Genomic DNA, 24146 nt, shown 5'->3' on the forward strand with positions numbered 1-24146 from the left:
TTTATCGTACAGACTAACTAATTTAAGATGATTGCATTTACGGGCTACAGCCTAGCCACACAAAGGCTTTAACTGTTTTCGGAGATGTCTATTGAGATTAAGTCCTCATAAGCGTAAGTACTACCAGCAAGGAGAGAGAGCTATGAGGCTTATTTTATCTGCATCCTAGCCCTTTTCGTAGCCCTGCAAGGTTGTGCAGTCTAAGGGAATTTGAATCTCTTGTCGTGTGGCTTTAATTAAGTCGGCGGCCTTTTCACCAATCATGATGGTGGCTGCGTTCGTATTTCCAGATAAAATGGTTGGCATCACGGAGGCATCGACAACGCGCAATCCTTCAACTCCATGAACTCGGAGTTGAGCATCAACCACCGCTAGTGAATCGTTGCCCATTTTACATGTTCCCACAGGATGCCAATAAGTAGTAGCTGTTTGTCGAATGTAAGCAGCGATACCTGCACTGGGCTGCGCCAACGTCTCATCAATGATTATGTCTGAACCAGGAGCCACTTCTTCTCCCAAGACTTCACCAAAGCCACCAGAATGAGCGATCTGACGGGCGATTTTAATACCTTCTACCAGCACTTGTAAATCAGCCTCCTGCTGGAGGTAGTTCACTCGAATGGTAGGTGAGTCAGTAGGGTTTGCTGATTGCAACGTCACAGTGCCACGACTTTGAGGATTAATCAGACAACAAATCAATGTGGAACCTGAAACATCAGGGGCAGAGTCCGAACTACCCCATAGAAGCGGGCTGAAGAGAAACTGTAAGTCAGGTGCAAGCTCCTTGCTTTTGCCACTATGCAGGAATAATCCAGCTTCTACTAGATTACTGGTTGATGCGATCGCGGGTAGCGCTTGGGTAGACTTGTAGCCAACAGCAACCAATGGGTGATCGTGCAAGTTCTCACCTACACCGGGTAAATCAGCAACCACAGGAATGTTGAGCGGGAGCAGATGCTCTGCATTCCCAATTCCAGAAAGCATCAGCAGTTTGGGAGAATCGAATACACCCGCCGACAGAATCACTTCCTGATTAACATAAACTTGTTGCAGCGTTCCTTGGTGTAGATACTCTACCCCAATTGTGGAAGTTCCCTTAAACAAAATTCGAGTCACTAATGCACCAGTTTGAACCGTTAAGTTAGGACGAGCAAGAATTGGCACTAGAAATGCGGCGGCGGCACTGTGCCGCTTCCCGTCTTTAATAGTTAATTGATACAGTCCTACACCTTCTTGTTGTGTGCCATTGAAATCGGGATTGCGCTCGTAGCCTATTTGCGCTGCGGCTTCGATAAATCGCTCTGAGGTGGCAGTAGGGGCGATCGGATCGGTGACGCTCAAAGCTCCATCAACACCGTGAAATTCGGATGTGCCTCGCTGCTGGTTTTCTGATTTTTTGAAGTAGGGCAATACTTCCTCATAGCTCCAGCCTGGATTGCCGAGCTTTTGCCAATGGTCGAAATTGTGGCGATTGCCTCGAATGTAAATCATGGCATTGATTGAACTGGAGCCGCCGACGACTTTGCCACGCGAACACAAGATTTTCCGCCCATTCAGGTGTGGTTCTGGTTCAGTCCAGTAAGCCCAGTCAACTTCAGTGCCTAGCAAGCTTGGCCAGGCTACAGGAACTTGAATCTCAGGTTTATTTACTGGATTCCCTGCTTCGAGTAACAACACCGTTGTTTCACCATCTTCTGTCAAACGATTGGCAAGAACACAGCCTGCTGAACCAGCACCAATCACCACATAATCGTATTGAGCCATGATATCCTTGCTTGTGTATTCAACTACTTCAATAACTGCAACTAAGATTTTTATTCAACGCTATATTTTTGATTGGCTGCACAAAGTGAGCAGATTTGCAATCAAGCCAAGCAGCAACACTCATTCTCTCTATTCGTGCAACAACGCCACTACAAATAGCAAATAGCTCGTTGCTAAAAAGCCGATAAAAATTTTTAAGGGCAATTGGTGAAACTCAGCCATCAGCCAATCACAGAGTTGAGTAATAGTTTCGTCAGAAATCTCGGCTGGCTTGCCTTTTAGGTAGAGGTTAGCGAGAGTTTCCACAAGGAATGCAGTTGTGTTTGCTTTTGTTAAAGTCATATTGCTATCCTCATAGCCTTCAGCTACCTTTACTCTGACAATTTTTATCAATAATCTCTTTGAGCTAGCTCATAGTTGGAATAGAAAAGAGGCAGGGGGAAATGGCCTCATCAATAGCTGCTTGCTCTATTGCCTCTTTTTTAACGTGTATGGCAAGCTTCTAAGCAGTTTAGTTATTCAAAAATCAAATAGGAATTCTATAGAATCAATCCTGTTGCTCGACGCTAGTCGGCACCAATTCAAAAACCGTATGAGGACTTTTGAAAGTTTGCCGCGCTTCTGGTAACTGGAGCGCCTCCATTGTTTTGACGTGTTCGGATTCGTCATCCCGAATATTTATGAATACGTCGTAGAGATTATCCACTTTCGGGCGGCGAAATTTATGATCTGATGTAAACTGGGTTTCTTCAAACATATAGAGATCGCCATCGCGGTAGTAGTTAATTGCTACTTTGGGCGCTCTTTGAGCTTTCAGTTCTGCTTCATGGGTTTTCAAGTAGTCGTCATAGGTATGGTAAGCATGGTTTTCAATCAACTCCATTAGGTAGTAGGCATACTTGGGAAACAGCATATAGATTAAAACAACCACCCAGTAGTATGCAACTGCAATGTGTTGAGCGACGAAGCGATCAATCCAGTAGCGATCGCCACCCATTGATTCCATAATTAACAGATGATGTAATTCGTTCCAGGTTTCGGCAAAATGAACTTTCAACAAGTCAGCTTTGCGCCAGTAACCCAGCGTCTCGTAAAGATGTAGCACCGAGAGATAGGAGAAATAAGGAACGCGAGCGATCGTTTCCAGCACATAAAACCGAGGGTAAGAACGATTTCCGTAGACGAAATCTACAATAAATACAAAAAAACTGACGATCGCTTGAATCAAAACTTTCATGGTGAATTCCTCTAGAATCAGAACAAATCCCTGATTTGACGATTTCGAGATATTACTTCCGCCAGTAGTTATTAGCAGCTGCAATCGTGGCAAACTCTGTTGCAACCGTCTGACCAACTGCAATCAGCATCATGGCATCATTGCCATATACATCTCGCAGTTGGTTGCGTTTTTCTTCATCCGGCTGAGTCAGTTTAATAATTAGCCGTGCCATTTTGACTGCCAGTTGTCTTCCTTCTTCTGGTGTATCAGTCAATAGTGAGTTATTAGGAACTAATGTAACTTCGGGTGGCGTTACAACAGGTGAATTGTTCGGAGCTATTACATTATCCATGTCAAAAATTCCTGAATTAGTGTTTACTTGTTGAGAACAATTTTGATTTCACGGCAACAACTAAGGCAAAAGCTTGAAGTTTATGAATCTAACTTTTGCATTACCATTCTTAATGAACTACTTGCGCTTGATTGACTACGGGGACTTCAGATTTAAGAGGAACTGGAGTATAAACAACATGCACCGAACAAGGAGCATGGTGAAACACATAATTACTCACGCTGCCTAATATCAACTCATTCAAACCAGAATGTCCTTGACGACCGATCACAATTAAGTCAGCGCCCCAAGTTCGAGCAAGTTCACAGATATTCCGGCTGGGATTGCCAGAATTTTGGGTGAATTCAGTACTCACCCCGGCATTGGTTGCTGATTCTGTATACGATCGCAATAACTTAAAACCCTCTTCTTCGTAACTTTGCCACTGCTTCCAATAATCCTCTATAAGTTCTCCATTCAATGGGTGATATTCGAGAGTAAGCAGTGTAGGTGTTTGGGGGCTATCCTTTTCTTCACTAGATAGGATATGCAACAGCATGAGGCTTCCTTTAGTTGCCTTTGCTAGAGTAAGCGCTTCATCAAAAACAGCATTACCATTTGGCGAACGGTCAATTGCAGCTAGAATCTTGCTAAACATAAAATCTCCTGAATCAAACAATTTTTAAATTATGTTGAGCAATCTTCATCTTTACTTTCTTCTGAATAAAAAACTCCAACAGAAATCATTTTCATCTATTGATGACAGTAGGAATGCAAATACTCTTTTAGACTTACGTTTAGCGTCTAGTAGTTCACCACACTAACTTTGATGGGTGAATAAGTTTGTAGTAAGGACTTTAGTCCTTGATTTGGCAGATTACTAGTAGAAAAAAATCCAGCCTTTTGTTAATCGCCCTGAAACGAGACGTTTTTCTCAACGGACTCACGGCTTATATGCAGATGATTAGCGGGAAAATCAGGATCGGGATAGCCAATGGCTAAACCACAAATGATTAATAATTCCGGTGGAATGTTCAACTCGTTGCGGATGATTTCGGGATAATCCGCTAGCGAAACCTCTACGCAAGTGCCAATGCCACGAGCGGTTAGACTTAACACCAGTGTTTGTAAATACATCCCCACACTTAAAGCATCGGCAACACCCAAATCTTGGTGCATACAGACAATAGCAACCATTGGTGCGCCAAAAAATTCGTAATTACGCAGAACGGCCAACTGTCTATTTGCTTTATCGTCACGAGTAATCCCCATCGCCCCGTAGACTTGCGCTCCCAGTTCCTGGCGGTAATGCTGGAAGGCGGAAGGCAGAGGAGAGACGGTGGGCTGCTGCTTGGCTTGGTTTAGCAAAACCTCTTGCAAGCGATCGCGGCGATCGCCTTGGGCAAACACCAAACGCCACGGTTGGATGTTTGAATTCGACGGCGCGAGCTGCGCTAGAGTCAGGGCTTCATCAAGCAAAGCCCGTGGCACTGGTTGAGATAAGAATTTGCGTGTTGAGTGGCGGTCTTTAATAGTTTGGTCAAGATCAAACATATCTTATTCAACCCTATGAGAAATAAATGCGATCGCTAAACAGTTATGCGCTGAACCCTCCGTCAATCATCAGGTTTGCGCCTGTGATGTAACCAGACTCAGGGCTGGCCAGATAAGCAACCAGCCCCGCAACCTCGTCAACTGTGCCGTAGCGGGCTACCGCAATGTGCTTTTTGAGCATCTCGGCAAACTCCCCCTCCGAAGGATTCATATCCGTAGCGATCGGCCCGGGCTGCACGTTGTTGATCGTAATCCCGCGTGGGCCAAGGTCACGCGACAGTCCTTGCACAAGCCCTTGTAGAGCAGATTTACTCATGGCATATACGCCGCCACCAGGAAATGGCATCCGTTCGGCGTTGGTGCTGCCGATATTGATGATGCGTCCGCCCTCTTTCATGTGCTTGACTGCGGCTTGCGTCGCCACAAACACGGCACGCACGTTAATCGCAAAGGTTCGATCAAAGTCCGCCAGCGTGAAATCGTCGATTGGGCCGATCGCCAGTACACCTGCATTGTTGACGAGAATATCAATACCACCCAATTTGTTCACAGTGTCTTCAACAGCCGCGACTACCGCGCTGGCATCGGCACTGTCGGCTTGGATAGCAAGAGCTTGGACACCTAGCGCCTGCGCTGCCTGCACAATTTCGTTCGCGCGATCGGGTGAACTAGCATAGGTGAAAGCGACATCAGCGCCAACACTAGCTAAACGCTTGACGATCGCTGCCCCAATGCCGCGACTGCCTCCAGTAATGAGTGCGCGTTTATTCTTGAGTATGTGGTTCATTTAGATACCGTACAATGAGAAATTGGATAATTCAGTGTGTATTTCTAATGAAAGAAAACTGCTCTAAATTGGGAGCAAGCAAATAAACAATAACAGATGATGGTGATTAAAATAATCGAAACAATTCATATAACCTTTTCTGGCTCCTGAATGGTTTTCAATGCCCAGATACCAATCCAAGAGCCGAATCCATCCACAATTAATGTCAGAATGGCTGTGATTTGGAATAGCAATCCCCAACCTGCAAAGGAAACTTGAGACACATGATCTGAACTAATTACGATCAAATGATTGTAGATTCCAAAAAGGATTGATGCTGCCATTGAAAAGAGCAAGAGCCAGCTACCAATGCGGTAAAACTGTGTCCAAAGTAAAACGACTGCAATGATGGGAATCGCATAAATCACAATACCCACAAATAAACTCTGAAGTATTGAGAGGGGAACTGGGATTTCCACATGCGCTAAACCATGCAGTCCGTGTACGATCGCATGGATGACTACAATCGCTGTTCCATATTGAGCAATCTTCATCTTTCTTCTCCCTTCAATTCTTAACTGGCATGAGCCACGGCGGTGTTAACCATCCATTCCAAGGGTCGAGGCTGAAAATTTAATTCGCGTTTTGTCTTAGCATTCGATGCGCCTCGCATCTGAGTACCATAATAAACAGCATCCGCACCACTAATTCGCAGAGCATCCTCAACCGATACCTGCGGAGGTGGTGGAGCATTGAGCCATTGAGCATAAGCAGAAAGCCACTGGCGCACCGTAACGGGTTGATCGTCCGTAATCAGGTAAATGCCGGGATTACCTCGCTCTGCTGCTGCAACTGTAGCGATCGCTGCATCTTCAATATGAATCCACGACCATACGCCTTCCCCATTCCCAACGATCGGGAACTGTTGCTGTCGCACCTGTTGGGCAACATCGCCATCAGGGGCAAACCAAGTACCGGGCCCGTAAAGGAAGCCATAACGCAGAGCAATCCCTTCTAGGTTGGGCGTTTCAAGTAAGTGACGTTCGATTTCAGTGACTATGTGAGCATCTGCTGCTACCGCAGGCGAGGCATCAAAAGCTAATGGCGTTTCTTCATCTGCTAATCCTGCACCGGGAATCGCCCAGAATGCGATCGACTGCCTCAAATAACGGCGCACGCCAGCCGCCTGTGCTGCTGCCAGCACATTAGAACCTCCTTCTCGACGGATGCGAGTGTTCAGGGCTGATGCTGCACTCATCGACTCATTAGTATAGGTTTTGGGGAGGGAAGTGAGTTGTTCAATCACCACTTCCGGCTGAGTGCGGGTGATGGCAGCTTTAACAGCATCTGCATCGAACACATCTGCGATCGCGAAGCGTAGGCTCTGCCTAATCGCCAATTCCACACCTTGTTCAGCTAAAGTTTGTGCTTTTTCTAAAGAACGTGTCAACGCAACTACTTCATGTCCTTGCGCTAACAGTTGCGTGATTAGCGGACGACCGATCGCTCCCGTTGCGCCTGCAACAAAAATCTTCATTTGTGAACCTCCTGTTGAAACCTGTGAAATATTTGAGAATCGTTAGTTGTAAGAATATGAGTTTCAAACTTTAAATAGCGATCGCCATTTCACCAATAAACCTGAGCAGTAGCACGTTTAAGTTCAACCGTACTAAAAGATACAGAATTGGTATAAGCTACGTGTTGGCGTAGCCTCTAGTCGAAAATCGCTGCGAGTAATCTCTCTGTTTCCCAGGCGTCTCTATAGCGAACTCCGTTAATAAATAAAGCTGGCGTATTACTGACACCGCTTTGTATACCGCCTTGAATGTTCTGAGCAACCCGCTCGGCATGAACATGGCCTGTCATGTCCTGAAGGAATCGATTGATATCAAGCTGTATCTCATTGGCATACTCTAGAAGATGTCCATTGTTAAGAGCATATTGATTTTCAAATAATAGATTGTGCATCTGCCAAAACTTATTTTGTGCGGCGGCGGCTTCTGCCGCTTCTGCTGCCTTTTGTGCTTGAGAATGAATATGTATGCGCGGAAAATGGCGGAATACAAAGCATAATTGCATCTGTTGCTGAATCTCTTGAATCATCCTATGAACCTCACCACAGGAAAGACATTGATAGTCACCGTATTTAACTAAAATGGTTTGTGTATCTATTGTTCCTTGGATGTTATCGTGTTTTGAAATTGGTATGAGCAGCCCGTCACCATCGCTTGTCTGGCTCATCGTTTTTTCATGCGGCCTATAGATAGTATAGTTGCGATGAAAACGCTTAAAATAAGAGTGATAAATTGAATGTTGTTTCTTTATTCTCAAAATATGTGAATTTCTCCCCATTTGTCGCATCCCCTGCGAGGAGTCTTTGCACTACCCCTAAGAATAGCGATTGACTTACTTTTAGGGCTAAGAGCAACCTATCCTAAAGAGCAGGTGCTACTCTCAACAGATGAATCTATTGCTTTTGCTAAATTCTTAAAGCGTGATAATACCGCGCTTTAGAGCAACAATCATTGCTTGAGTGCGATCGCCTACTCCCAGCTTACTCAGAATATTTTTGACATGGAATTTGACTGTTCCCTCAGCAATTGACAAAGCAGTACTTATCTCTAAGTTACTCTTGCCTCTTGCCATCAAACGTAGCACCTCCAATTCCCGCTCGCTCAGTTCTGGGTTATTTATCCGCTCTGCCAGCTTTGCACCTATGGCAGGGGGGATATACTTTTGACCGTTGTGAACTGCCCGAATCGCTGTCAGTAGTTCATCCGGTTCTGCATCTTTTAAGACATAGCCCTTTGCACCCGATCGCAGTCCCCGATAGATGTCTTCGTCTCCGTCGTAGGTCGTCAGAACAACGATCCGAGCGTCGGCAAACTCAGCGCAAATGGTAGCGATCGCTTCAACCCCACTTAGCTCAGGCATCCGCAAATCCATCAGCGTTACATCGGGTTGATGTTGGCGGAACAATTCTACTGCTTCGCGCCCGTTGCAGGCTTGTCCAACAACGGTCATATCTGGTTTATAATCAATTACGGCTGCTAAACCTTCTCGCATAAACGGATGATCGTCGCTAATCAAGACGCGGATAACAGAGGAGCCTGGTGTAGATAATGAGAGGTGCGGGTGCGTCATGGCATTTGTAACCTCACTGCGATTTCTGTCCCTTGTCCAAGCTGGCTGTAAATCGTCAATTCTGCCCTAATCCGTTCAGCGCGTTCGGTGATTCCAAGTAACCCAAAGCCTCGACCGACCGACAAACTACTGCTTTCAAAACCTTGCCCATTGTCTTTTATTTGCAAGATGAACTGCGATGGCTCATAGCGTAACTCAACGCAGATTTCGCTGGCATTTGCGTACTTAAAAGCATTGGTTAAGGCTTCTTGTCCGATGCGAAGCAGATTCATTTCCACCTCTTTCGGCAAAGTATATGGTTTACCAATCGCTTTGCAGCCAACCTGCGCTGAGGTATGAGAAAACATCTGAGCCGCGAGGCGATTGAGTGCGCTATGCAAATCGCCTTCTTCTAATATTTGCGGACGGAGTGCTTCCACCGAGCGACGGGCATCTGCCAGCCCAGAACGCGCCAAAATGCGCCCCGTTTTCAGGTGTGACTGAGCAGCATCTGGATCGAGAGTGATTCTCTGGGAGGCAGCATCTAAGTGAACGATGATACTAGTAAAAGCTTGCGCTAGCGTATCATGTATTTCTCGCGCCATACGGTTGCGTTCTTCTAAAATAGATGATTCTTCGGCACGTTTGCGTTCAAGCAGTGCAGCGTTTCGCTGTTCGCTAATATCTGTAATCAGACCATAATATCCTCTCACCTGAGCATTGAGATCGAAATCGGGGATGGAGGTGACAGCAAGATACTTTTTGCCCAACGGGAAAGAGACTTCTGCCTCATAGGTTATAATCTCCCCGGCTAGCGCTCGATTCATGTACGGTTCAATAATTTCATAAGCTGCCTCGCTCATGACTTCACGAACCTGCTTACCCACAATTTCATCTCGACTACAGTTATACCATTCCTCATAAGTTCGGTTGGCAAATCGATAGCGCCGATCTGTATCTATATAACAGATACAAACGGGGAGAGCGTCAGTAATTAATCTTAATTCCTGTTCTCGCTCGCGCAGTTCTGCCTCGCTTTTCTGTAAAGCGGCTGTTCGTTGAGCTACTTGTTGCTCTAAGGTACGATTATAATTTGCTAGCAATTGCTCTGCTTGTTTGCGTTCGGTGATGTCTTGAAAAGCTGAGATTGCATAAATCACATTGCCCTGTTCGTCAAATACTGGAGTTCCCCACCCTTCAACTGGAACGATCGCATTGTTTTGGCGAATTTCTAAATCGTCAATTCTGGTGCGATCGCCTTTCAACGCCCGCATCACTGGCAAGTTCTCAATGGGATATGGTTGCTCTGTTCCCGCTAGATAAAGTTGATAAATTTCTGCGAGTTGCTCTGGTGTCGCACCAGGAATAATCCCTTTGCCTAATAGTTGAATTGCCTGTTGATTGGCGTAGCAAGGGCGACCCAGTGTATCTACGACTCCAATTCCTACGGGAACTGCTTCCAGGAATTGCGCCATCTGACTTTCGCTCTTTTGCAGTTTGGAGTAGAGTTTAGCATTTTCAATGGCGATCGCAGCTTGGGTAGATAGAAGATGCAAAACTTGCGTTCGCGTAGCGTCTCCAAAGGAGACTCGCTCTGGGGTAAATGCTCCAGTTGCTAATTGATTTTCGAGATACAATACGCCAACGAGCTTACCTTGGTTCAGCAGTGACATACATAAGATTGATTGAGGTTGATGCTGTTGAATATATGGCTCATTAATAAAATTACCTTCACGAGTCGCATTATTTAAAATGACACACTCATGAGTACGAATAACATAATTAATAATCGATTCCGGTACGAGATTTGCTGTTGGGATAGATTGCAGCACTTGCGTAATACAGACATTATCACCATCATTGAGTTTGCCAGCAGCTTCAATTACCCATTCTCCTGAGTTTTCCAAAATTAGAAATCCTGTTTGTGCGCCAGCGTTCTCAATTAATATTTTCATCAAGGAGGTGAGCAATTGATCTAGTTCAATTTCACTCGAAATCGCCTGTGATGCTTTTAGTACAGAGGCTAAATCAAATTCAATAGATGAGTTATTAGAAGTAGTTTTAGAAAATTCGGGAATTAATGTGTTATTTACATTCGATAACTGAGTAAATAGCTGCGAATAGCGAGTTTCTAAATCTCTTACTTTCGCAGCCGCTCCCCAACGCTCATAGCAGTAATGAGCTTCCCTCATATATGTTTGAGCAAACTTTTCTCGACCTCGCGCCAAATAATGTTTCGCAGCCAATTCATAAGCTAATGCCTCTTCTTGGATATATCCATTTTCTCTAGCTCCAAGAATTGCTTGTTCGTAGAATTCTTCTGCCTCTAATAATTGGCCTAAAACTCTTGTAATCTCTGCTTGTACTAAGTGATATTTATGTAAATTATTCATTGGGGCATAATTAGCCCATTGCTTTATTTTCTCTTGATTAACATCAACATTTTTGAGGATTTCTGCCTGCGCTTGAGCGCTGCTTTCGGGGTATATTGCCAGCTTTGCCAGAGAGTCATAGAGGTAGTACAAAGGATAAAGCGCTGTCCCTCTTGCTTTGAGTAAATGTCTTTGTGCCTTGCTCCCATTTTCAATTGCCTGAGAATATTCAGAAAATAGATAGCATAGGAAAAGTTTGTTGAAATGTACTAGAAAAATTACGGCTCCATCTGTTTCATCCTGGGGCAGTCTATTCTCCTCATTGTAAGCTTCACCAATTAGACTTGTTAGACTAATCGAGCGTCCCATCAAATTTAAGACAGACTGCTGAAATATTTGATTCCAGGCGAGTGGTGTTTCTTGTTTGATTTGATGAATTGCTTCACCGTAGGTTCTCAAATCGCATTCAAGTTCCACGAGTTCCTTTCCGGCGATAAAGGATTGCAAGCAATAAGTATGAGCGCAATAGGCAGCAAACTCTAAATCTCCAGTTTCTAGCCCACTTTGATAACCTTCTGGTAATTGCTGCGATGTTTTTCTAATATGTTCTCTCCAGTGGATAATGAAGACATATACAATGAAGAATGTCTTAGCTGTGAGTGCATGAGTCTTAGACTGCGATAACAACCTCAAAGCAAGCTGTCCAAATTGGTAGCCAGATTCGATATTTCCGACCATCCCACAAAGAATTAGCCCAAAGTTGGCGTATGCAAAAGCAGAAGTAAAAGCATTGCCATACTGGATTGACAAGTTGACTTGTTTCGATGCTAGTAGCGGCATCAAATCAGGAGCAGCTATTTGGGCAGCAATCATAATGCTTGATAAAATTCGCATTGCTGCTAACTTGTCCGGGTCGGTCATTTCTGGTAAATGGCTCAAGTCTCCAATTGGCTTTTCACCAAGAAGTGATGTAATTGTATCTATCTCAAGCTGAATATATGATTTACTTAACTCTTTGGGAAAACTGATCCCTAGTTGCTGCAAAACTTGCAATGCAGTGTCAATAGCGTTCAATGGCTGGCTTTGCGCCATGTCAGTTTGAATTTTGACTTCGTAAACTTTTACGAGATCGAGAACTGTTTTGGCTGATTGCACAACGAGCGCAACCCAGTATTCTACCTGCTCAAAATTGCCACACAAATACTCGACTTCTGTTGTTTCTAAATATAAATCTAAGGTCAAGTCATAGTTGGTTTGCCAGCTAGAAGCTGCTAGCCAAACTCTTGCTGTGGCTAAATATTTTTTCGCCACACTATAGGCGATCGCAGCTTTTGCTTTCTGACCTGCGATTAAATTTAATCGAGCAATTTCATTTCTTTCTGGTTGCTCACTGACAAGCTCAATCCCATGATTCAAATGATCAACGATTTCAAATAACCTATCTGATAGGCACTCCGGTAAAGTTTTGTATAGTAGATTGCGACCAATTTGTAAATGAACAACTTGTTTATGCGCCTCATCGATTAAGGCATAAGCTGCTTGCTGTACGCGATCGTGCAAGAACTTATACTCTTGAACTAACAAGTCCTCATCTAATTCAGACAGGGGTTGAATGAATCCTCCTTGTACCACTGGTAGTAAATCCTGAAAAACCATTTTGGGCGATTTCTCACACACGATCGCTAACGTATTTAAATTAAATTCAGCGCCAATGCAAGCAGCTAACCGAAGAATTTGCTGTGTATTCTCTGGCAGTTTCTTCAACTTGTGAAGCATCAACTCCACAACATTATCAGTGATATTTTGAGCTTTAATCTGAGCAATGTTCCACTGCCAGCCTCCTACCCCCTTCTGTTCCCTCTTAGTAAAGGGGTCAAAGGTCAACAGATTTTCGCTATACAGCGTCCTCAAAAATTCATTGACAAAGAAAGGATTACCCTCGGTTTTACGCAACACCAACTGAGCTAAGGAACGAACGGTGTCAGTATTGTGATGTAGTGTCTCGGCAATCAACTGATTCAACGGCAAGAACGTTAAGGGTGTCAGTATAATTTCTTGAAAAACTACTCCTTTTTTTCGCAGTTTTTCTTGCATTAATACCAGTGGATGCGTTGAATTTACTTCATTATCTCGATATGCTCCAATTAAAAATAGGGATTGAATTTGCTCATCTAGCAGCATCAACTCAATTAACTTCAGCGTTCCTGAGTCTATCCACTGCAAATCATCTAGAAAAATAACTAGGGGATGTGACTTGGAACAAAACACCCGCACAAACGATTGAAAAATCCGATTGAAGCGATTTTGAGCTTCAGTTGCGCCAACTTCCGGCGCAGGTGGCTGTTTGCCAATAATTAACTCAACTTCTGGGATGACATCAATAATGATTTGTCCGTTGTTTCCTAAAGCTACAAGCAAACGCGATCGCCATTGTTGCACTTGTTTGTCTGGTTCACTGAGCAATTGCTGTACCAATTTTTGCAGAGCATCTGCGATCGCACTGTAAGGAATATTCTGCTGGAATTGATCGAATTTGCCAGAGATAAAATAGCCGCGCTTTTGGGTGATTGGTTTATAGATTTCCTGCACTAACGCGGATTTCCCAATGCCAGCATATCCAGATACCAACATTATTTCGACTTGGAATTTGGGATTGCCCCTTTGTTCCCATTGTGAAGTCGTTTCCGAATTGTTTGATAAAGCCTCGACGCGATTTGACTCTGGACACGCTACGCGATCAAACGCCGCCAGTAACATTGCAACTTCCTTGTCCCGTCCATACAGTTTTTGGGGAATTTGAAACTGACCAGAAACGTCTTGAAGCCCAAGTTGAATGCTAGAGATTTGACCGATTTCTTCTAATTGTTGAACACAAATTTCTAAATCCGCTTTGATTCCCCAGGCACTCTGATAGCGATCTTCTGCATTTTTCGCCATCAGTTTGAGAATGATATCTGAAACTGGCTTAGAAATCGTTGTATTTATTTCATGAGGCGGAATAGGATGTTTGGCAATATGACAATGGACTAGCTCCAGCACGTCTGTGGTGGGAAATGGTAGTTGTCCAGTGAGCAGTTCGTAAAATGTCACACCAAGGGAGTAAAAATCGGTACGGTAATCGAGTAAACGGTTCATCCGCCCAGTTTGCTCTGGAGATAGGTATGCGAGTGTCCCTTCTAAAACATGAGGACTTTTGAAAGTCGGATTCGTGCGGTTAAATTGGGTGGCAATTCCAAAGTCAATAATTTTGACAACACCAGTATCCAGATTGAGAACTATATTTCCAGGGTTGATATCTTTATGAATGACACTGGCTGCATGGATTCTGCCTAGAATATCGCTTGTAGCGATCGCAACACCGAGAAAAGTGGATAAGGGCATGGGGTAGAAGATATCTGGGCGCTTGTGCATCCATTTCTCTAGGGACTCTCCCCCAAAATCTTCTAAGAGAATCACCAGAGTGCGTTGATAGTCCTGCTGGCTGTATGCTTTGATAACTCCTTCTAATTTTAGGGAGCGGGTAATTTTATATTCCTGTCTGTAGCGAGTCAGTTCTTGGGGAGAGGGATAATCAAGCTTTAGCATTTTTACGACGATCCCTACTCCATCGTCTCTGATGCCCCGATACACTAGAGAATTAGAACTTTCGTATATCTTATTTTGGATAGCAATACCAGGTAGAGCAATCATAGAGCAACTCTTGAGAGGATAATCTGGCATACCTCAAACTATACAGCAATTCTCCTTATTAGAAGGATTACTTACCGCTTCCTTCTATCTATAAAGAGTTTGATGAAATAATAATTTGGTAGCTAAAGTCTACTTTCAATCTCCAAAACATTCAACAATTTCTCTTCCACAGCCGTTAAATAAGCCCGATTCAGCTTCCCCAACGACTGCAACAGACTTTTGACTGTCTCCTCCAGTAAATCGGAATACACCCGATTGATGCGATCGCTGATTAACTGCATTTGCTCACACTCGGCAGGTAAGTAGCTGAAGGACTTCAGATGTTGCAATCCAACCGTATATTCCCCATCCCAGGTTTTGACAGTGCAGCTGAATTCGCCCACATGGTTAACGATACCCCAACAGCCACCTTTGCCTCTCAGTTCGGGATTGTCCTTAGCAAGAATTTGGCAGACTTCGCCAATTTGGTATGTGTTTGGTACTTTCGTCCTTTCCATCATTCACTGCACCACATCTTTAACAATTCTGGCTGGCGGCACTTTTCCCCCTACCTGTTCCACCGCTTGCCGCCATACTTCTTGCTGTTGCGATGGTTCTAGCTTAGTCAGTGGTCGAACTTGGCGTTCGGTTGTAGGCAAAATTTGGGAACCATTGGTTCCCATTTCATCCGATATCTCATTTTGGGAACCATTGGTTCCCATTATTATGTTGTCAACTACATTTGAAGCAGCTATTAAATAATTTACATGGCGGTGAGTATACGCAAACCGAGAACGGCAATATTCCTAAAACGTCTTGTGGGTCGAGCGATATAACCTGCGACCGCGCAATTCGGCCAGTGCCTTACCTGCCTCAAAAACCGCTCTCTTCAGATGTTGCAACCCAACCGTGTGTTCGCCATCCCATATCCTCACGGTGCAACTGAACTCATTTACTTGGCTGACAATCCCCCAGCAGCCACCCTTGCCCCTGAGTTCTGGATTATCTTTGGCTAAGATTTGGCAGACTTCGCCGATTTGGTAGGTATTGGGTACTTTTGTCCTTTCCATGATGCGCTGCACAACATCTTTGACGATTCTACCAGTCGGCACTTTACCACCAGCAAATTCTACCGATCTTAGCCACACTTCTTGCTGTTCCTGGGGTTCAAGCTTTGTCATGGGTCGAACTTGCCCCTCTGCTGTGGGCAATTTGTGATCAAATTGATCACAAATTTCAACCAAGTTATCAAAAACAACAGCCGCATCCATTAAAAGATAAGACTGGCGACGACTATGGCCAAAGCGATCGCGGCAGTATTCCTCAAACGTGCGGTGACTTGAACGGTAAAGCCGACGATCACGCAATTCCGTCAGTGCTTTCCCCGCTTCAAAAAACGCCCGTTCTACTTTCCGCTCCAAGTGTACGCGATCGCTCTGCTCCTCCTGGGTCAACTCTGTTACTTCAACAGCACTAACTGTAATTGTTGCAATAGCTGGGTTTTCTTCTTGCTGGGAGATATCCTCATTTACAGAGTTAGCTGCTGAAGTTGAATCGGTAGATGCGGGAGAGGTGGCTTTGCTGCGATTACGGGGTGGTTTATTCATTTTTCCACCTCTTTTGGTTCAGTGCCATTGCTTAGAGTCGATCGAAAATCAATTCTAAAAATCGAGCTTTCATAAGAGAGATACAGCTTCAGAGGAAAAATGCTTTTGACTTATCAGATAGCAGATGTTTGTTAAAAGCGATACACTACAATGTTTGCCCTTTCGGTTCATCCGGCACATAAGTTAACAAATCACCGGGTTGACAGTTAACTCATATCTTGCACCTGGAAATAGTAATGTCAATTCCATGACTAAGTGCTAAGGGTCGAAGCCGTTCAATATCTAGTAGCAATAAAGACAAGACTAAATGAGGTAAAAAAGTAGATAGTGCAAGAAAAGCAGCTTGCCCCCAGTCCAAAGAATCAGGTAAACAGGATGAAAGATACGTCCAATATGCTAATAAATAGGCAGTAATGGATAAGACTAACCAACGATAAATTCCTAAAAGAGTACCTTGTCCACAACTGGGCATCAATGCCAGAATCGTATACATTAGGGTATGGGCGTGGGCAAGAATGGTTTCCATCTTTCTTGCTGTTATTTATGTTATCTACGCCCTTTTCTCTCATTTTTTACGAACATATAAAAATATCTTTATGCAGATGACATTATTCCCATCTTTGTATATGTCATTTGTATATACCCTGATGCAAAATGTAGTTTATAATACTAGTATATAAAGTAGAAGCTCCATTTTTAGATGTTACTTTTATTTTATTGTTCTTGGTTAATACTGATTGTTTTTATCAGGTGCAAGATATGAGTTAAGAGCTTTGCAATATTTCTCCAATGTCTCTCTTTCTAACCTCTCTGGCATCACACGTATATTTTTGTGCTTACTGATAGTCACAGGATGCATACCTGTCATCTCGGCAAGCTCTTTATAATCAATTTCTCTATCAGCCATCAATACAGCCAAGCGCCACTTAATCGGCATTGATTCTTTTATAAATATCGGCATCTTTAACCTTACACCTCCTTGTGTTTGCCCCTTAGTAGCTGCGACTATAGCATAAATCTTAACGGATTATAAGTTAGTCGATGGTTTGACAGCATTAGTCGTAGCGACTAATATGATAATCATAGAGACAAACAAAAGGCGACCGCTCACAGCCTGGAAAACTTCGTGCGATCGCCTTTTGAAAAACCCATACATTCGTACAGGGAATCTTAATCATGACATACCTTGAGGGGAGACAAAATACCCTGAAATAGATATATGGCAAGTAGTGTAGCAATTTGTGGTAAAAGAAAAAGAGCCTTCATTCGCAACAAGCTCTATTTAATGATAATGTTACCAGAATTCTACGAGACAAACCTCAAGCGAGAATTGGGACGTGCAGAATATTTATTACTAAAAATCCTGATAAATTTATTACAATCTATTAAAACTGTTAGCATTGAAGCACTGGCTACTGCTTTACCTATCCCCATATTTTTTGAAAGTAGAAGAAAGGAAGTCCAAAGATTTTTGTCATTAAATTACATAAATGTTGAAGAAATTTGGTTCCCAATTATTAAAAGCTGGTTAGAGATATATTTTCCCTTAAATGAAGTTATTTATTTAGTAATTGACCGGACTAATTGGGGGTGTATTAATCTCTTAATGATTAGTGTAGTTTGGGATAAAAGGTCTATCCCAATATATTTTGAGTTATTAGACAAGTTAGGTTCGAGCAATTTTGATGAGCAAAAAACTGTTTTTAATAAAGCATTACCCCTTTTTAATAATTATCAAACTTTTGTATTAGCAGATAGAGAGTTTTGCTCTGTAAAACTAGCTAACTGGCTGACAGAGCAGAAAGTATATTTCTGTTTACGCTTAAAAAAAGATGCATTTATAGAAATAGAACCGGAAATTTGGCTGCAATTAAGAGATTTAGGTTTAGCGCCTGGACTTTCTTTCTTTTATCAAGGTATTAAATATACAAAGTCTACAGAATTTATTAGCTTTATTCTTGCTGCTAAATGGAAGCGTAAACGTTTAGGAGTTGCGCCGGAGGAGGGTTGGTTTATCCTTACCAACTTAGATGATTTAGATTCCGTTATTAGAGCTTATAAACAACGTTTTGATATTGTTCGCCCTTGGCGTTCCCGAAGGGTAGAGATGTTTAGAGATTTTAAGAGCGGTGGTTATAACTTAGAAAATACTAATGTATCAGGACAAAGGCTAATTTCCTTAATATTATGAATCTCACTTGCTTATACGGCTGCAACTATATCTGGTCAAAAAATTAAACGCATGGGTGTTCAAAAATATGTTGGACGAATTAAATAATCTTTAAGGATTGTTCGACGACATAGTAGTTTTTATATTGGTCTTTAACCAACAACAACTTTGTGGTTGTTGTTTAAAAGTAATTAAGGTTTTATTACTGAGCAACAACCAACATCAACAAATCTGGAAAATGCGGGGTGTATAAAATTCCACCTCGCATTGCATCTATCTGTGGATTGATAATTTGGCGATCATAGCAATTTTACTTTGGATGAATTTATTTCATCATGATGTAATACCATTTCACGGCTTTGTTGCATGAAAGGGAAAAAGGACAAACCAATCCGAAGTAAGGATAGGAATTAGCCTTCGACTTTATAACCCACCTTCCCCACCCTAACTGTCACACATCAAAAAAAGCTGCCAAAGTAGTACAAGAGAACTAAAAATTATTAAATGTGAAGAGACTTAATGGTGGACGCAACAAACTCGCAACTCTGGTTGACCGTACTGTGTCAGCTATCAACATCGATGCTTTCGCCGATTTGGTTGTGGAAAAATACCAAAGACGGCAGTTGATAAAAGCGGGAACTGAGATTGTCAAGCTGGGCTATGCCACCGAAACTGATTTACCTGTAATTCTCGACGAAGCCGAACAAAAAGTCTACAGCATTAAGTCTGAGCATTCTGCCTCTGACTTGGTTCATATTTCTCATACCCTAGCCGACACTTTTACCGAAATTGAAGCGCGTCATGCTGGTACATGCTGACCAGCAACAAGCAGTGGATTTTATGACCTGGACAGTATACTCGGCGGTGGTTTTCGCAAAGGACGGTTGTATGTACTGGCTGCTCGTCCTTCTGTTGGTAAATCTGCTTTGGCTGGTAATCTCGCTCTCAATGTTGCCAAAACCGGGAAGATGCCTATCTGCGTTTTCAGCTTGGAAATGTCTACTGATGAGTACGTACAGCGATTCTTGAGCCGCGAGTCTGGCATTGAAAATAACTTCTTAGAAACTGGGAATGTCTCTGACAGCCAGTGGCAACCCTTGAGCGTGGCGATCGCACAGTTAAGCGAACAACAGATTTTCATCAACGACGAATCTTGCCCTTCTCTTAATGAAATCCGTAGCCAAGTTATTGCAGTGGAGTTTGACCCAAGTAAACCAGACTTGAGCAGGGTGATCGCCAAAACCCATCACCACAACTTCAGTGAGTATGGTTGCAAAGTCATCCAGCTAACAGTTCAAGAAATAGCACGGTTAGGATTTCTAGGTTTTCCCCGCCGCCCCGACTATCTCCACGCCTCCCCGGTGTGTGCCAACTTCAGCCAAGCCCACACAGCCAAAGCGGGTAAGGGTATTGAAACGGCTGATGATCTGAGTGCAGCGATCGCAGTAGCAAAAGCCATCCGACAGTTGCAGCCACGGGTGTTTACGCTGGAGAATGTGCCGCGCTATCAGAACAGTCAGAGTTTTGCCATCATCTTGGATGCTTTGGAACAAGAGGGGTACTCGGTCGATTACAGCGTGGTCAACATGGCTGACTTTGGGTTGCCCCAGGCGCGGCGGCGGTTAGTTCTGGTTGCAAGTAGGGGGTTTCGGGTTGCCTTACCAACTCGCAGAAAACCAATAGGATGGTACAAGGCGATCGCGCATCTCATCCCCAGCATGATCGATTCCCAACTACTCCCCAAACAACGGCAAGCGGTAGAACAATTTCTGACAACTAATGAACCAACGCCACTGCTAATACAGAAAGTTGGGGGACGCAACGGAATGAAGTATAAGCCTGGACATTTACCTTGCAACACCATTCTGCGATCGCATTTCACAGATCACAAAGGTTGCAACCGTAGTAGGTTCGCTGATATCTGGTTGCCGGATGGTACGGTCAAATCTTTGTCTATTGAAGGGGCTGCAATTTTGCAAGGGTTTCCGTCTTGGTATGAGTGGCCAAAAGAGACTGCTACGGCGGGGTCAATTAATCGGCTATTCTGTGCCTCCCAGTTTTGCCGCGCAGTTATTTACTCACATACAGAAACAATTATCAGGAGCATTTTTATGACAAACCGAGAGCAACTCGCTTGAAATGTGTTGCTACAGGTAAGGAAGAGGACAACCAACAAGCAGGGGACAGAAAAGAAGAAGCACAGAGGTTGTGTGGTGAGAGGGAATTTCCGCCTTCCGCCTGCTTTAATGGCTTTCTTTCCTTAGCGAGAGTTTACATCTGGGTTCGCAGAAATTTATTAGTGGGATAGATTCATCGCTGCCGCAAGCTCGAACTGCCCTCTGCCTTTCTCAATGAGTTATCTCCAAAAGATTAAAGGTAAGTAATTCGGATTAACTACCAACAGTTTTGAAATCATTTTAGTTAAAATGCCCTAATTAAAGTGCCTAGAGTTGGCGTACCTAAAACTGAAGAGGCTAAATTCCCTGGGATATTCCCATCAATTATCCAGCAGTCAATCCCTAAACTAGAAATAGTCAAAAACTCCTCAACTTTCTTAGCCATCCCGCCACCAATAGCTTGATCTAGAACTACATCACCGAAAACTAAAGGAATTAAACCTGCTTGTAGACTACTTTCTATTACACTGAAGTCACTCTTCAACAGTTTCTTATTATGAGTGATTATCATAGTAATAGGTGGCAAACTTACCACTGGTAAACCTGCTTGTAAAAAACTTTTAGCTAGTAAGAAATTTAAATCTAAAGCATCTTGGTGAACTAAACAGAACCCTAGTTTTTCTTCATCACCTGAAAAACCATTAATTGTATTATATTTATTCGCTGATTGATGGGCGAAAGAACCAGCACCGTTACCAATAATCAGTTTCAGATTAGGATTTTCATGTTTGATTAGGCTCACTTGCTCAACCAGTTGTGTTATAACTTCTCTTCGAGCAGTATAAGGTTTATCCTTGTCAGTAATTAAGGAACCTCCTAGCTTCACTAATACTAATTCCATAATCAAATATTAAATGGGGAAAGACAAAAACTTATAAGAAACTAATCCTAAACAAAAAAATCAAAAGTTGATTACAACTACTTAGCTAAAAGTTTTCAATGACTACAGGCTCGACTGGTTGGGCAATTTCAAAATTGAAAATTCGTGAATAAAAGTAAAGTTCTGCTGACAAAGAACGCTTGATGTTTGCGGCTTTGCGGAAACCATGTTCTTCACCCTCAAAAGCAACATAAGCCACAGGTACACCTTTTGTTCTTAGGGCTGTAACCATTGCTTCAGTTTGATTGGGCGGAACTACTCGATCTTCTAATCCCTGGAAAAAAATCATTGGGCAGGCTAGACGCTCACTAAAGTTAATTGGCGAACGCTGTTGATAAATCTGACGCTGTTGTGGATAAGGACCAACCAGACCATCCAAGTAACGGGATTCAAACTTATGTGTGTCCCGAACTAAAGCTTCCAAGTCACTGACACCAAAATAGCTGGCTCCTGCTTTAAAAGTATCTCGGAAAGTTAAGGCACAAAGCGTTGTGTAACCACCTGCACTCCCGCCGGAAATGGTTAGACGAGCGCCGTCTACATCTCCCCGTGACACTAAGTAACGCGCACCAAAAACACAATCATCCACATCTACAATTCCCCAATTCCCAGAAAGCCGTTGCCGATACTCCCGCCCATACCCTGTACTGCCACCATAATTTACATCCAAAACCGCTATTCCTCGGCTAGTCCAATACTGAATGCTAAAATTGAGGCTACTAGAAGTTGCTGCGGTGGGACCACCGTGACTTTTGACAATCAAGGGCGGTTTTTCAGTCTCAGGAGCCGTATAGTCACGGTTTCGAGGTGAGTAGAAAAGGGCGTGTGCTGTTTTGCCATCGGCTGTTTCGTACTCAATGGCTTCAGGTAAAGAAAGATAACCAGGATCAATAGTTACATCACTAGAACGCCGTAGTACTTCTAGCTCTTTAGTTGCCAAATCCAAACGGACAATTGCTGCTGATTGAGTTGGCGAGCTGGCGCGAAAAACTACCTGTTTAAAGGTGGCGTGCAGAGAGCTAATATCTGTGTAGGGCGTATTTATTAGTTCTAAGTTACGTGTTAGTGTATCAAGGCTTGCTAAATACCAAATGCCTTGTTGGGTATAAGTACAAATAATCTGGTTGGCAGACCCAAAAGCATAAGTGGACATCCCAAAATTCCATTGCGGCAGACCAAATTCTGCTTCCATTTGAGTTAGCGCTTCTACATTTTCATCTTGCCAACGATATATATTCCACCAACCTGTACGGTCAGAAACAAAATACAACTGACCATCTGGCGACCACTGTGGCTGAAAAATAGACTCATCTAAATTCCCAGCAATTTTGTGAGTATTTGCCAAAGAACCATCTGCCTTTAATTCCCCAACCCATAGTTCAGTCCCATCCCAAGGCATATTCGGATGGTTCCAAGTCAGCCAAGCTAAACGTGAACCATCCTGGCTCAGGCGAGGCGAAGCATAAAAGTCATTTCCAGATACTAATAGTTGGATTTTGCGATCTCCGTCTAGTTCCACGCCGACTAAACTATTACTCGCCTCCTTTGTCACATCTGTATGATCTTCATACACACAAATAATTCGGTTGTTTTGACGATCGAAAACACCATCTGCATAGCGTGTGGCAGCTATTGGGGTGATGGCTTGCGGTTCTCGATCGCTCTGTTGATAATATAGGCGTTGATCGCTAAAGTTGGAAAAGTAAACAGTGCCATTCACCACAAGAAAGGAACTGCCACCATATTCATGCACACGAGTACGCACATTGAAGCCACTAGGCGTAAGGCACTGAATTTCACCATCTGCACTCCGCCGCACTATGACATTTCTACCTGACTCTGATGGTCGTAACTCACTCCAGTAAATCTCTTCGCCACAGAGGGCAATTTGTCCCAACCCAATTATACTTGCGGTAATTAAGTCTGTTGTTATCGGCGATCGCCAACATCCGTAAGACGCTACTTCTGCTTTTATCACGCTTTATTCTGCTCCCTGTTCCCAAGAATCATACATTGTCTGTAAAGGCAAAACTTTGACACACCCACTTATACTAATCCGTAATTCGTAATCCTAGCCTCTAGCTAGCAGCAAGCTACGTAATTGAAAGTTCTTTAATATAAATATTTTAGGCAACCAGATCATTAGCGTAAGCTCCCACTGCCGGCCAACGGGTGCAAGACTCAAAGGAGGCCACTTGTATAAGAAAAACTCCCCTGAGCAAGGAGTTCAGGGCAGCACTTGAAAAGCGAAATAAAATAGGGTAGGGGACTTTTAAAGCGTTGTCTCTTGGTTTATACATAATTCGTTTGGTATGTAATATTCTTCTTCTTTTGTTTTGTGTTTTATGTAAAACTAACCAAAAATCTTGAAACTGCTGTCACCAAGAGTTAGCTGCCAGCATCAACATCATCCCAGATATAACCCTCTTCTGTCACTTTCCGGAATAAGTAAGTAGTAAATAAGTTAAATTATCCAGAAGCATAACCAGGTTTAAATTGATTCATTGCAGCAAT

Annotated in this window: 21 protein-coding genes and 1 pseudogene; 3 read left to right on the forward strand and 19 right to left on the reverse strand. The window is 43.3% G+C overall.

Annotated elements, in window-relative coordinates; genetic code table 11:
- Positions 1 to 165: 165 nt before the first annotated feature.
- The 17 genes from V7K45_RS05285 to V7K45_RS05365 all read right to left on the reverse strand — a co-directional run bounded on the left by V7K45_RS05285 (position 166) and on the right by V7K45_RS05365 (position 17366).
- Entirely contained in the window at positions 166 to 1764 is a 1599-nt protein-coding gene (locus V7K45_RS05285; protein ID WP_335001086.1) for a GMC family oxidoreductase, read from the reverse strand.
- Between the two features lie 129 nt (positions 1765 to 1893).
- On the reverse strand, positions 1894 to 2106 hold the full coding sequence (locus tag V7K45_RS05290; protein WP_335001088.1) for a hypothetical protein: 213 nt from the start codon (positions 2104 to 2106) through the stop codon (positions 1894 to 1896).
- Positions 2107 to 2311: 205 nt separating this feature from the next.
- Positions 2312 to 3001 carry an alternative oxidase gene (locus V7K45_RS05295; RefSeq protein ID WP_335001090.1) on the reverse strand — a complete coding sequence of 230 codons (690 nt, stop codon included), beginning with the start codon at positions 2999 to 3001 and terminating at the stop codon, positions 2312 to 2314.
- A gap of 52 nt (positions 3002 to 3053) precedes the next feature.
- Positions 3054 to 3335, reverse strand: a complete 282-nt coding sequence (locus V7K45_RS05300; RefSeq protein WP_335001092.1) for a hexameric tyrosine-coordinated heme protein — start codon at positions 3333 to 3335, stop codon at positions 3054 to 3056.
- A 109-nt stretch (positions 3336 to 3444) separates the two neighbouring features.
- The gene (locus V7K45_RS05305) at positions 3445 to 3972 is read right to left on the reverse strand and encodes a universal stress protein (RefSeq protein WP_335001094.1); all 528 of its coding nucleotides are present in this window, start codon (positions 3970 to 3972) and stop codon (positions 3445 to 3447) included.
- A gap of 248 nt (positions 3973 to 4220) precedes the next feature.
- Positions 4221 to 4868, reverse strand: coding sequence for a nitroreductase (locus V7K45_RS05310; protein ID WP_335001096.1), 648 nt, complete (start codon positions 4866 to 4868; stop codon positions 4221 to 4223).
- Between the two features lie 43 nt (positions 4869 to 4911).
- Positions 4912 to 5655 carry an SDR family oxidoreductase gene (locus tag V7K45_RS05315; RefSeq protein ID WP_335001098.1) on the reverse strand — a complete coding sequence of 248 codons (744 nt, stop codon included), beginning with the start codon at positions 5653 to 5655 and terminating at the stop codon, positions 4912 to 4914.
- A gap of 125 nt (positions 5656 to 5780) precedes the next feature.
- Complete coding sequence (locus tag V7K45_RS05320) at positions 5781 to 6188, reverse strand: hypothetical protein (RefSeq protein WP_292854300.1); 408 nt, start codon at positions 6186 to 6188, stop codon at positions 5781 to 5783.
- Between the two features lie 20 nt (positions 6189 to 6208).
- Positions 6209 to 7171 (reverse strand): NAD-dependent epimerase/dehydratase family protein, encoded by a 963-nt coding sequence (locus tag V7K45_RS05325; protein WP_335001101.1) that lies wholly within the window; start codon positions 7169 to 7171, stop codon positions 6209 to 6211.
- A gap of 176 nt (positions 7172 to 7347) precedes the next feature.
- Positions 7348 to 7875 (reverse strand): DsbA family protein, encoded by a 528-nt coding sequence (locus tag V7K45_RS05330; RefSeq protein WP_335001103.1) that lies wholly within the window; start codon positions 7873 to 7875, stop codon positions 7348 to 7350.
- Between the two features lie 246 nt (positions 7876 to 8121).
- Positions 8122 to 8778, reverse strand: coding sequence for a response regulator transcription factor (locus V7K45_RS05335; RefSeq protein ID WP_335001105.1), 657 nt, complete (start codon positions 8776 to 8778; stop codon positions 8122 to 8124).
- The gene (locus V7K45_RS05340) at positions 8775 to 14819 is read right to left on the reverse strand and encodes an AAA family ATPase (RefSeq protein WP_335001107.1); all 6045 of its coding nucleotides are present in this window, start codon (positions 14817 to 14819) and stop codon (positions 8775 to 8777) included. The genes V7K45_RS05335 and V7K45_RS05340 overlap by 4 nt, the downstream gene beginning before the upstream one ends.
- Before the next feature lie 122 nt (positions 14820 to 14941).
- Positions 14942 to 15319, reverse strand: coding sequence for a hypothetical protein (locus V7K45_RS05345; RefSeq protein ID WP_335001109.1), 378 nt, complete (start codon positions 15317 to 15319; stop codon positions 14942 to 14944).
- Positions 15320 to 15520: a hypothetical protein gene (locus V7K45_RS05350; protein ID WP_335001111.1), complete on the reverse strand. Its 201-nt coding sequence runs from the start codon at positions 15518 to 15520 to the stop codon at positions 15320 to 15322.
- Positions 15521 to 15604: 84 nt separating this feature from the next.
- Complete coding sequence (locus V7K45_RS05355) at positions 15605 to 16405, reverse strand: hypothetical protein (protein WP_335001113.1); 801 nt, start codon at positions 16403 to 16405, stop codon at positions 15605 to 15607.
- A 211-nt stretch (positions 16406 to 16616) separates the two neighbouring features.
- Positions 16617 to 16931: a hypothetical protein gene (locus tag V7K45_RS05360; RefSeq protein ID WP_335001115.1), complete on the reverse strand. Its 315-nt coding sequence runs from the start codon at positions 16929 to 16931 to the stop codon at positions 16617 to 16619.
- 201 nt (positions 16932 to 17132) lie between these two features.
- Complete coding sequence (locus V7K45_RS05365; protein WP_335001117.1) at positions 17133 to 17366, reverse strand: helix-turn-helix domain-containing protein; 234 nt, start codon at positions 17364 to 17366, stop codon at positions 17133 to 17135.
- A 330-nt stretch (positions 17367 to 17696) separates the two neighbouring features.
- On the opposite strand from V7K45_RS05365, the pseudogene V7K45_RS05370 reads away from it, so the two are divergent.
- The 3 genes and pseudogenes from V7K45_RS05370 to V7K45_RS05380 form a co-directional block, all read left to right on the forward strand.
- A pseudogene (locus V7K45_RS05370) lies at positions 17697 to 18680 on the forward strand (IS4 family transposase); the annotation flags it as partial.
- Between the two features lie 401 nt (positions 18681 to 19081).
- The gene (locus tag V7K45_RS05375) at positions 19082 to 19393 is read left to right on the forward strand and encodes a hypothetical protein (protein WP_335001119.1); all 312 of its coding nucleotides are present in this window, start codon (positions 19082 to 19084) and stop codon (positions 19391 to 19393) included.
- 66 nt (positions 19394 to 19459) lie between these two features.
- Positions 19460 to 20713: a DnaB-like helicase C-terminal domain-containing protein gene (locus V7K45_RS05380; RefSeq protein WP_335001121.1), complete on the forward strand. Its 1254-nt coding sequence runs from the start codon at positions 19460 to 19462 to the stop codon at positions 20711 to 20713.
- 283 nt (positions 20714 to 20996) lie between these two features.
- Here the strand turns inward: V7K45_RS05380 and V7K45_RS05385 are convergent, their stop codons facing one another.
- Together V7K45_RS05385 and V7K45_RS05390 are read right to left on the reverse strand one after the other, a co-directional pair.
- On the reverse strand, positions 20997 to 21593 hold the full coding sequence (locus V7K45_RS05385; RefSeq protein WP_335001123.1) for an amino acid kinase family protein: 597 nt from the start codon (positions 21591 to 21593) through the stop codon (positions 20997 to 20999).
- 85 nt (positions 21594 to 21678) lie between these two features.
- Positions 21679 to 23610, reverse strand: a complete 1932-nt coding sequence (locus tag V7K45_RS05390; protein ID WP_335001125.1) for a S9 family peptidase — start codon at positions 23608 to 23610, stop codon at positions 21679 to 21681.
- Positions 23611 to 24146 lie beyond the last annotated feature (536 nt).

It is taken from the genome of Nostoc sp., from assembly GCF_036917375.1.
Taxonomy (GTDB): Bacteria; Cyanobacteriota; Cyanobacteriia; order Cyanobacteriales; family Nostocaceae; genus Nostoc.

Coding starts and splice junctions, on each gene's coding strand:
- V7K45_RS05285 (WP_335001086.1), bottom strand. CDS start 1,764: ATGGCTCAATACGATTATGTGGTGATTGGTGCTGGTTCAGCAGGCTGT.
- V7K45_RS05290 (WP_335001088.1), bottom strand. CDS start 2,106: ATGACTTTAACAAAAGCAAACACAACTGCATTCCTTGTGGAAACTCTC.
- V7K45_RS05295 (WP_335001090.1), bottom strand. CDS start 3,001: ATGAAAGTTTTGATTCAAGCGATCGTCAGTTTTTTTGTATTTATTGTA.
- V7K45_RS05300 (WP_335001092.1), bottom strand. CDS start 3,335: ATGGATAATGTAATAGCTCCGAACAATTCACCTGTTGTAACGCCACCC.
- V7K45_RS05305 (WP_335001094.1), bottom strand. CDS start 3,972: ATGTTTAGCAAGATTCTAGCTGCAATTGACCGTTCGCCAAATGGTAAT.
- V7K45_RS05310 (WP_335001096.1), bottom strand. CDS start 4,868: ATGTTTGATCTTGACCAAACTATTAAAGACCGCCACTCAACACGCAAA.
- V7K45_RS05315 (WP_335001098.1), bottom strand. CDS start 5,655: ATGAACCACATACTCAAGAATAAACGCGCACTCATTACTGGAGGCAGT.
- V7K45_RS05320 (WP_292854300.1), bottom strand. CDS start 6,188: ATGAAGATTGCTCAATATGGAACAGCGATTGTAGTCATCCATGCGATC.
- V7K45_RS05325 (WP_335001101.1), bottom strand. CDS start 7,171: ATGAAGATTTTTGTTGCAGGCGCAACGGGAGCGATCGGTCGTCCGCTA.
- V7K45_RS05330 (WP_335001103.1), bottom strand. CDS start 7,875: ATGAGCCAGACAAGCGATGGTGACGGGCTGCTCATACCAATTTCAAAA.
- V7K45_RS05335 (WP_335001105.1), bottom strand. CDS start 8,778: ATGACGCACCCGCACCTCTCATTATCTACACCAGGCTCCTCTGTTATC.
- V7K45_RS05340 (WP_335001107.1), bottom strand. CDS start 14,819: ATGATTGCTCTACCTGGTATTGCTATCCAAAATAAGATATACGAAAGT.
- V7K45_RS05345 (WP_335001109.1), bottom strand. CDS start 15,319: ATGATGGAAAGGACGAAAGTACCAAACACATACCAAATTGGCGAAGTC.
- V7K45_RS05350 (WP_335001111.1), bottom strand. CDS start 15,520: ATGGGAACCAATGGTTCCCAAAATGAGATATCGGATGAAATGGGAACC.
- V7K45_RS05355 (WP_335001113.1), bottom strand. CDS start 16,405: ATGAATAAACCACCCCGTAATCGCAGCAAAGCCACCTCTCCCGCATCT.
- V7K45_RS05360 (WP_335001115.1), bottom strand. CDS start 16,931: ATGGAAACCATTCTTGCCCACGCCCATACCCTAATGTATACGATTCTG.
- V7K45_RS05365 (WP_335001117.1), bottom strand. CDS start 17,366: ATGCCGATATTTATAAAAGAATCAATGCCGATTAAGTGGCGCTTGGCT.
- V7K45_RS05385 (WP_335001123.1), bottom strand. CDS start 21,593: ATGGAATTAGTATTAGTGAAGCTAGGAGGTTCCTTAATTACTGACAAG.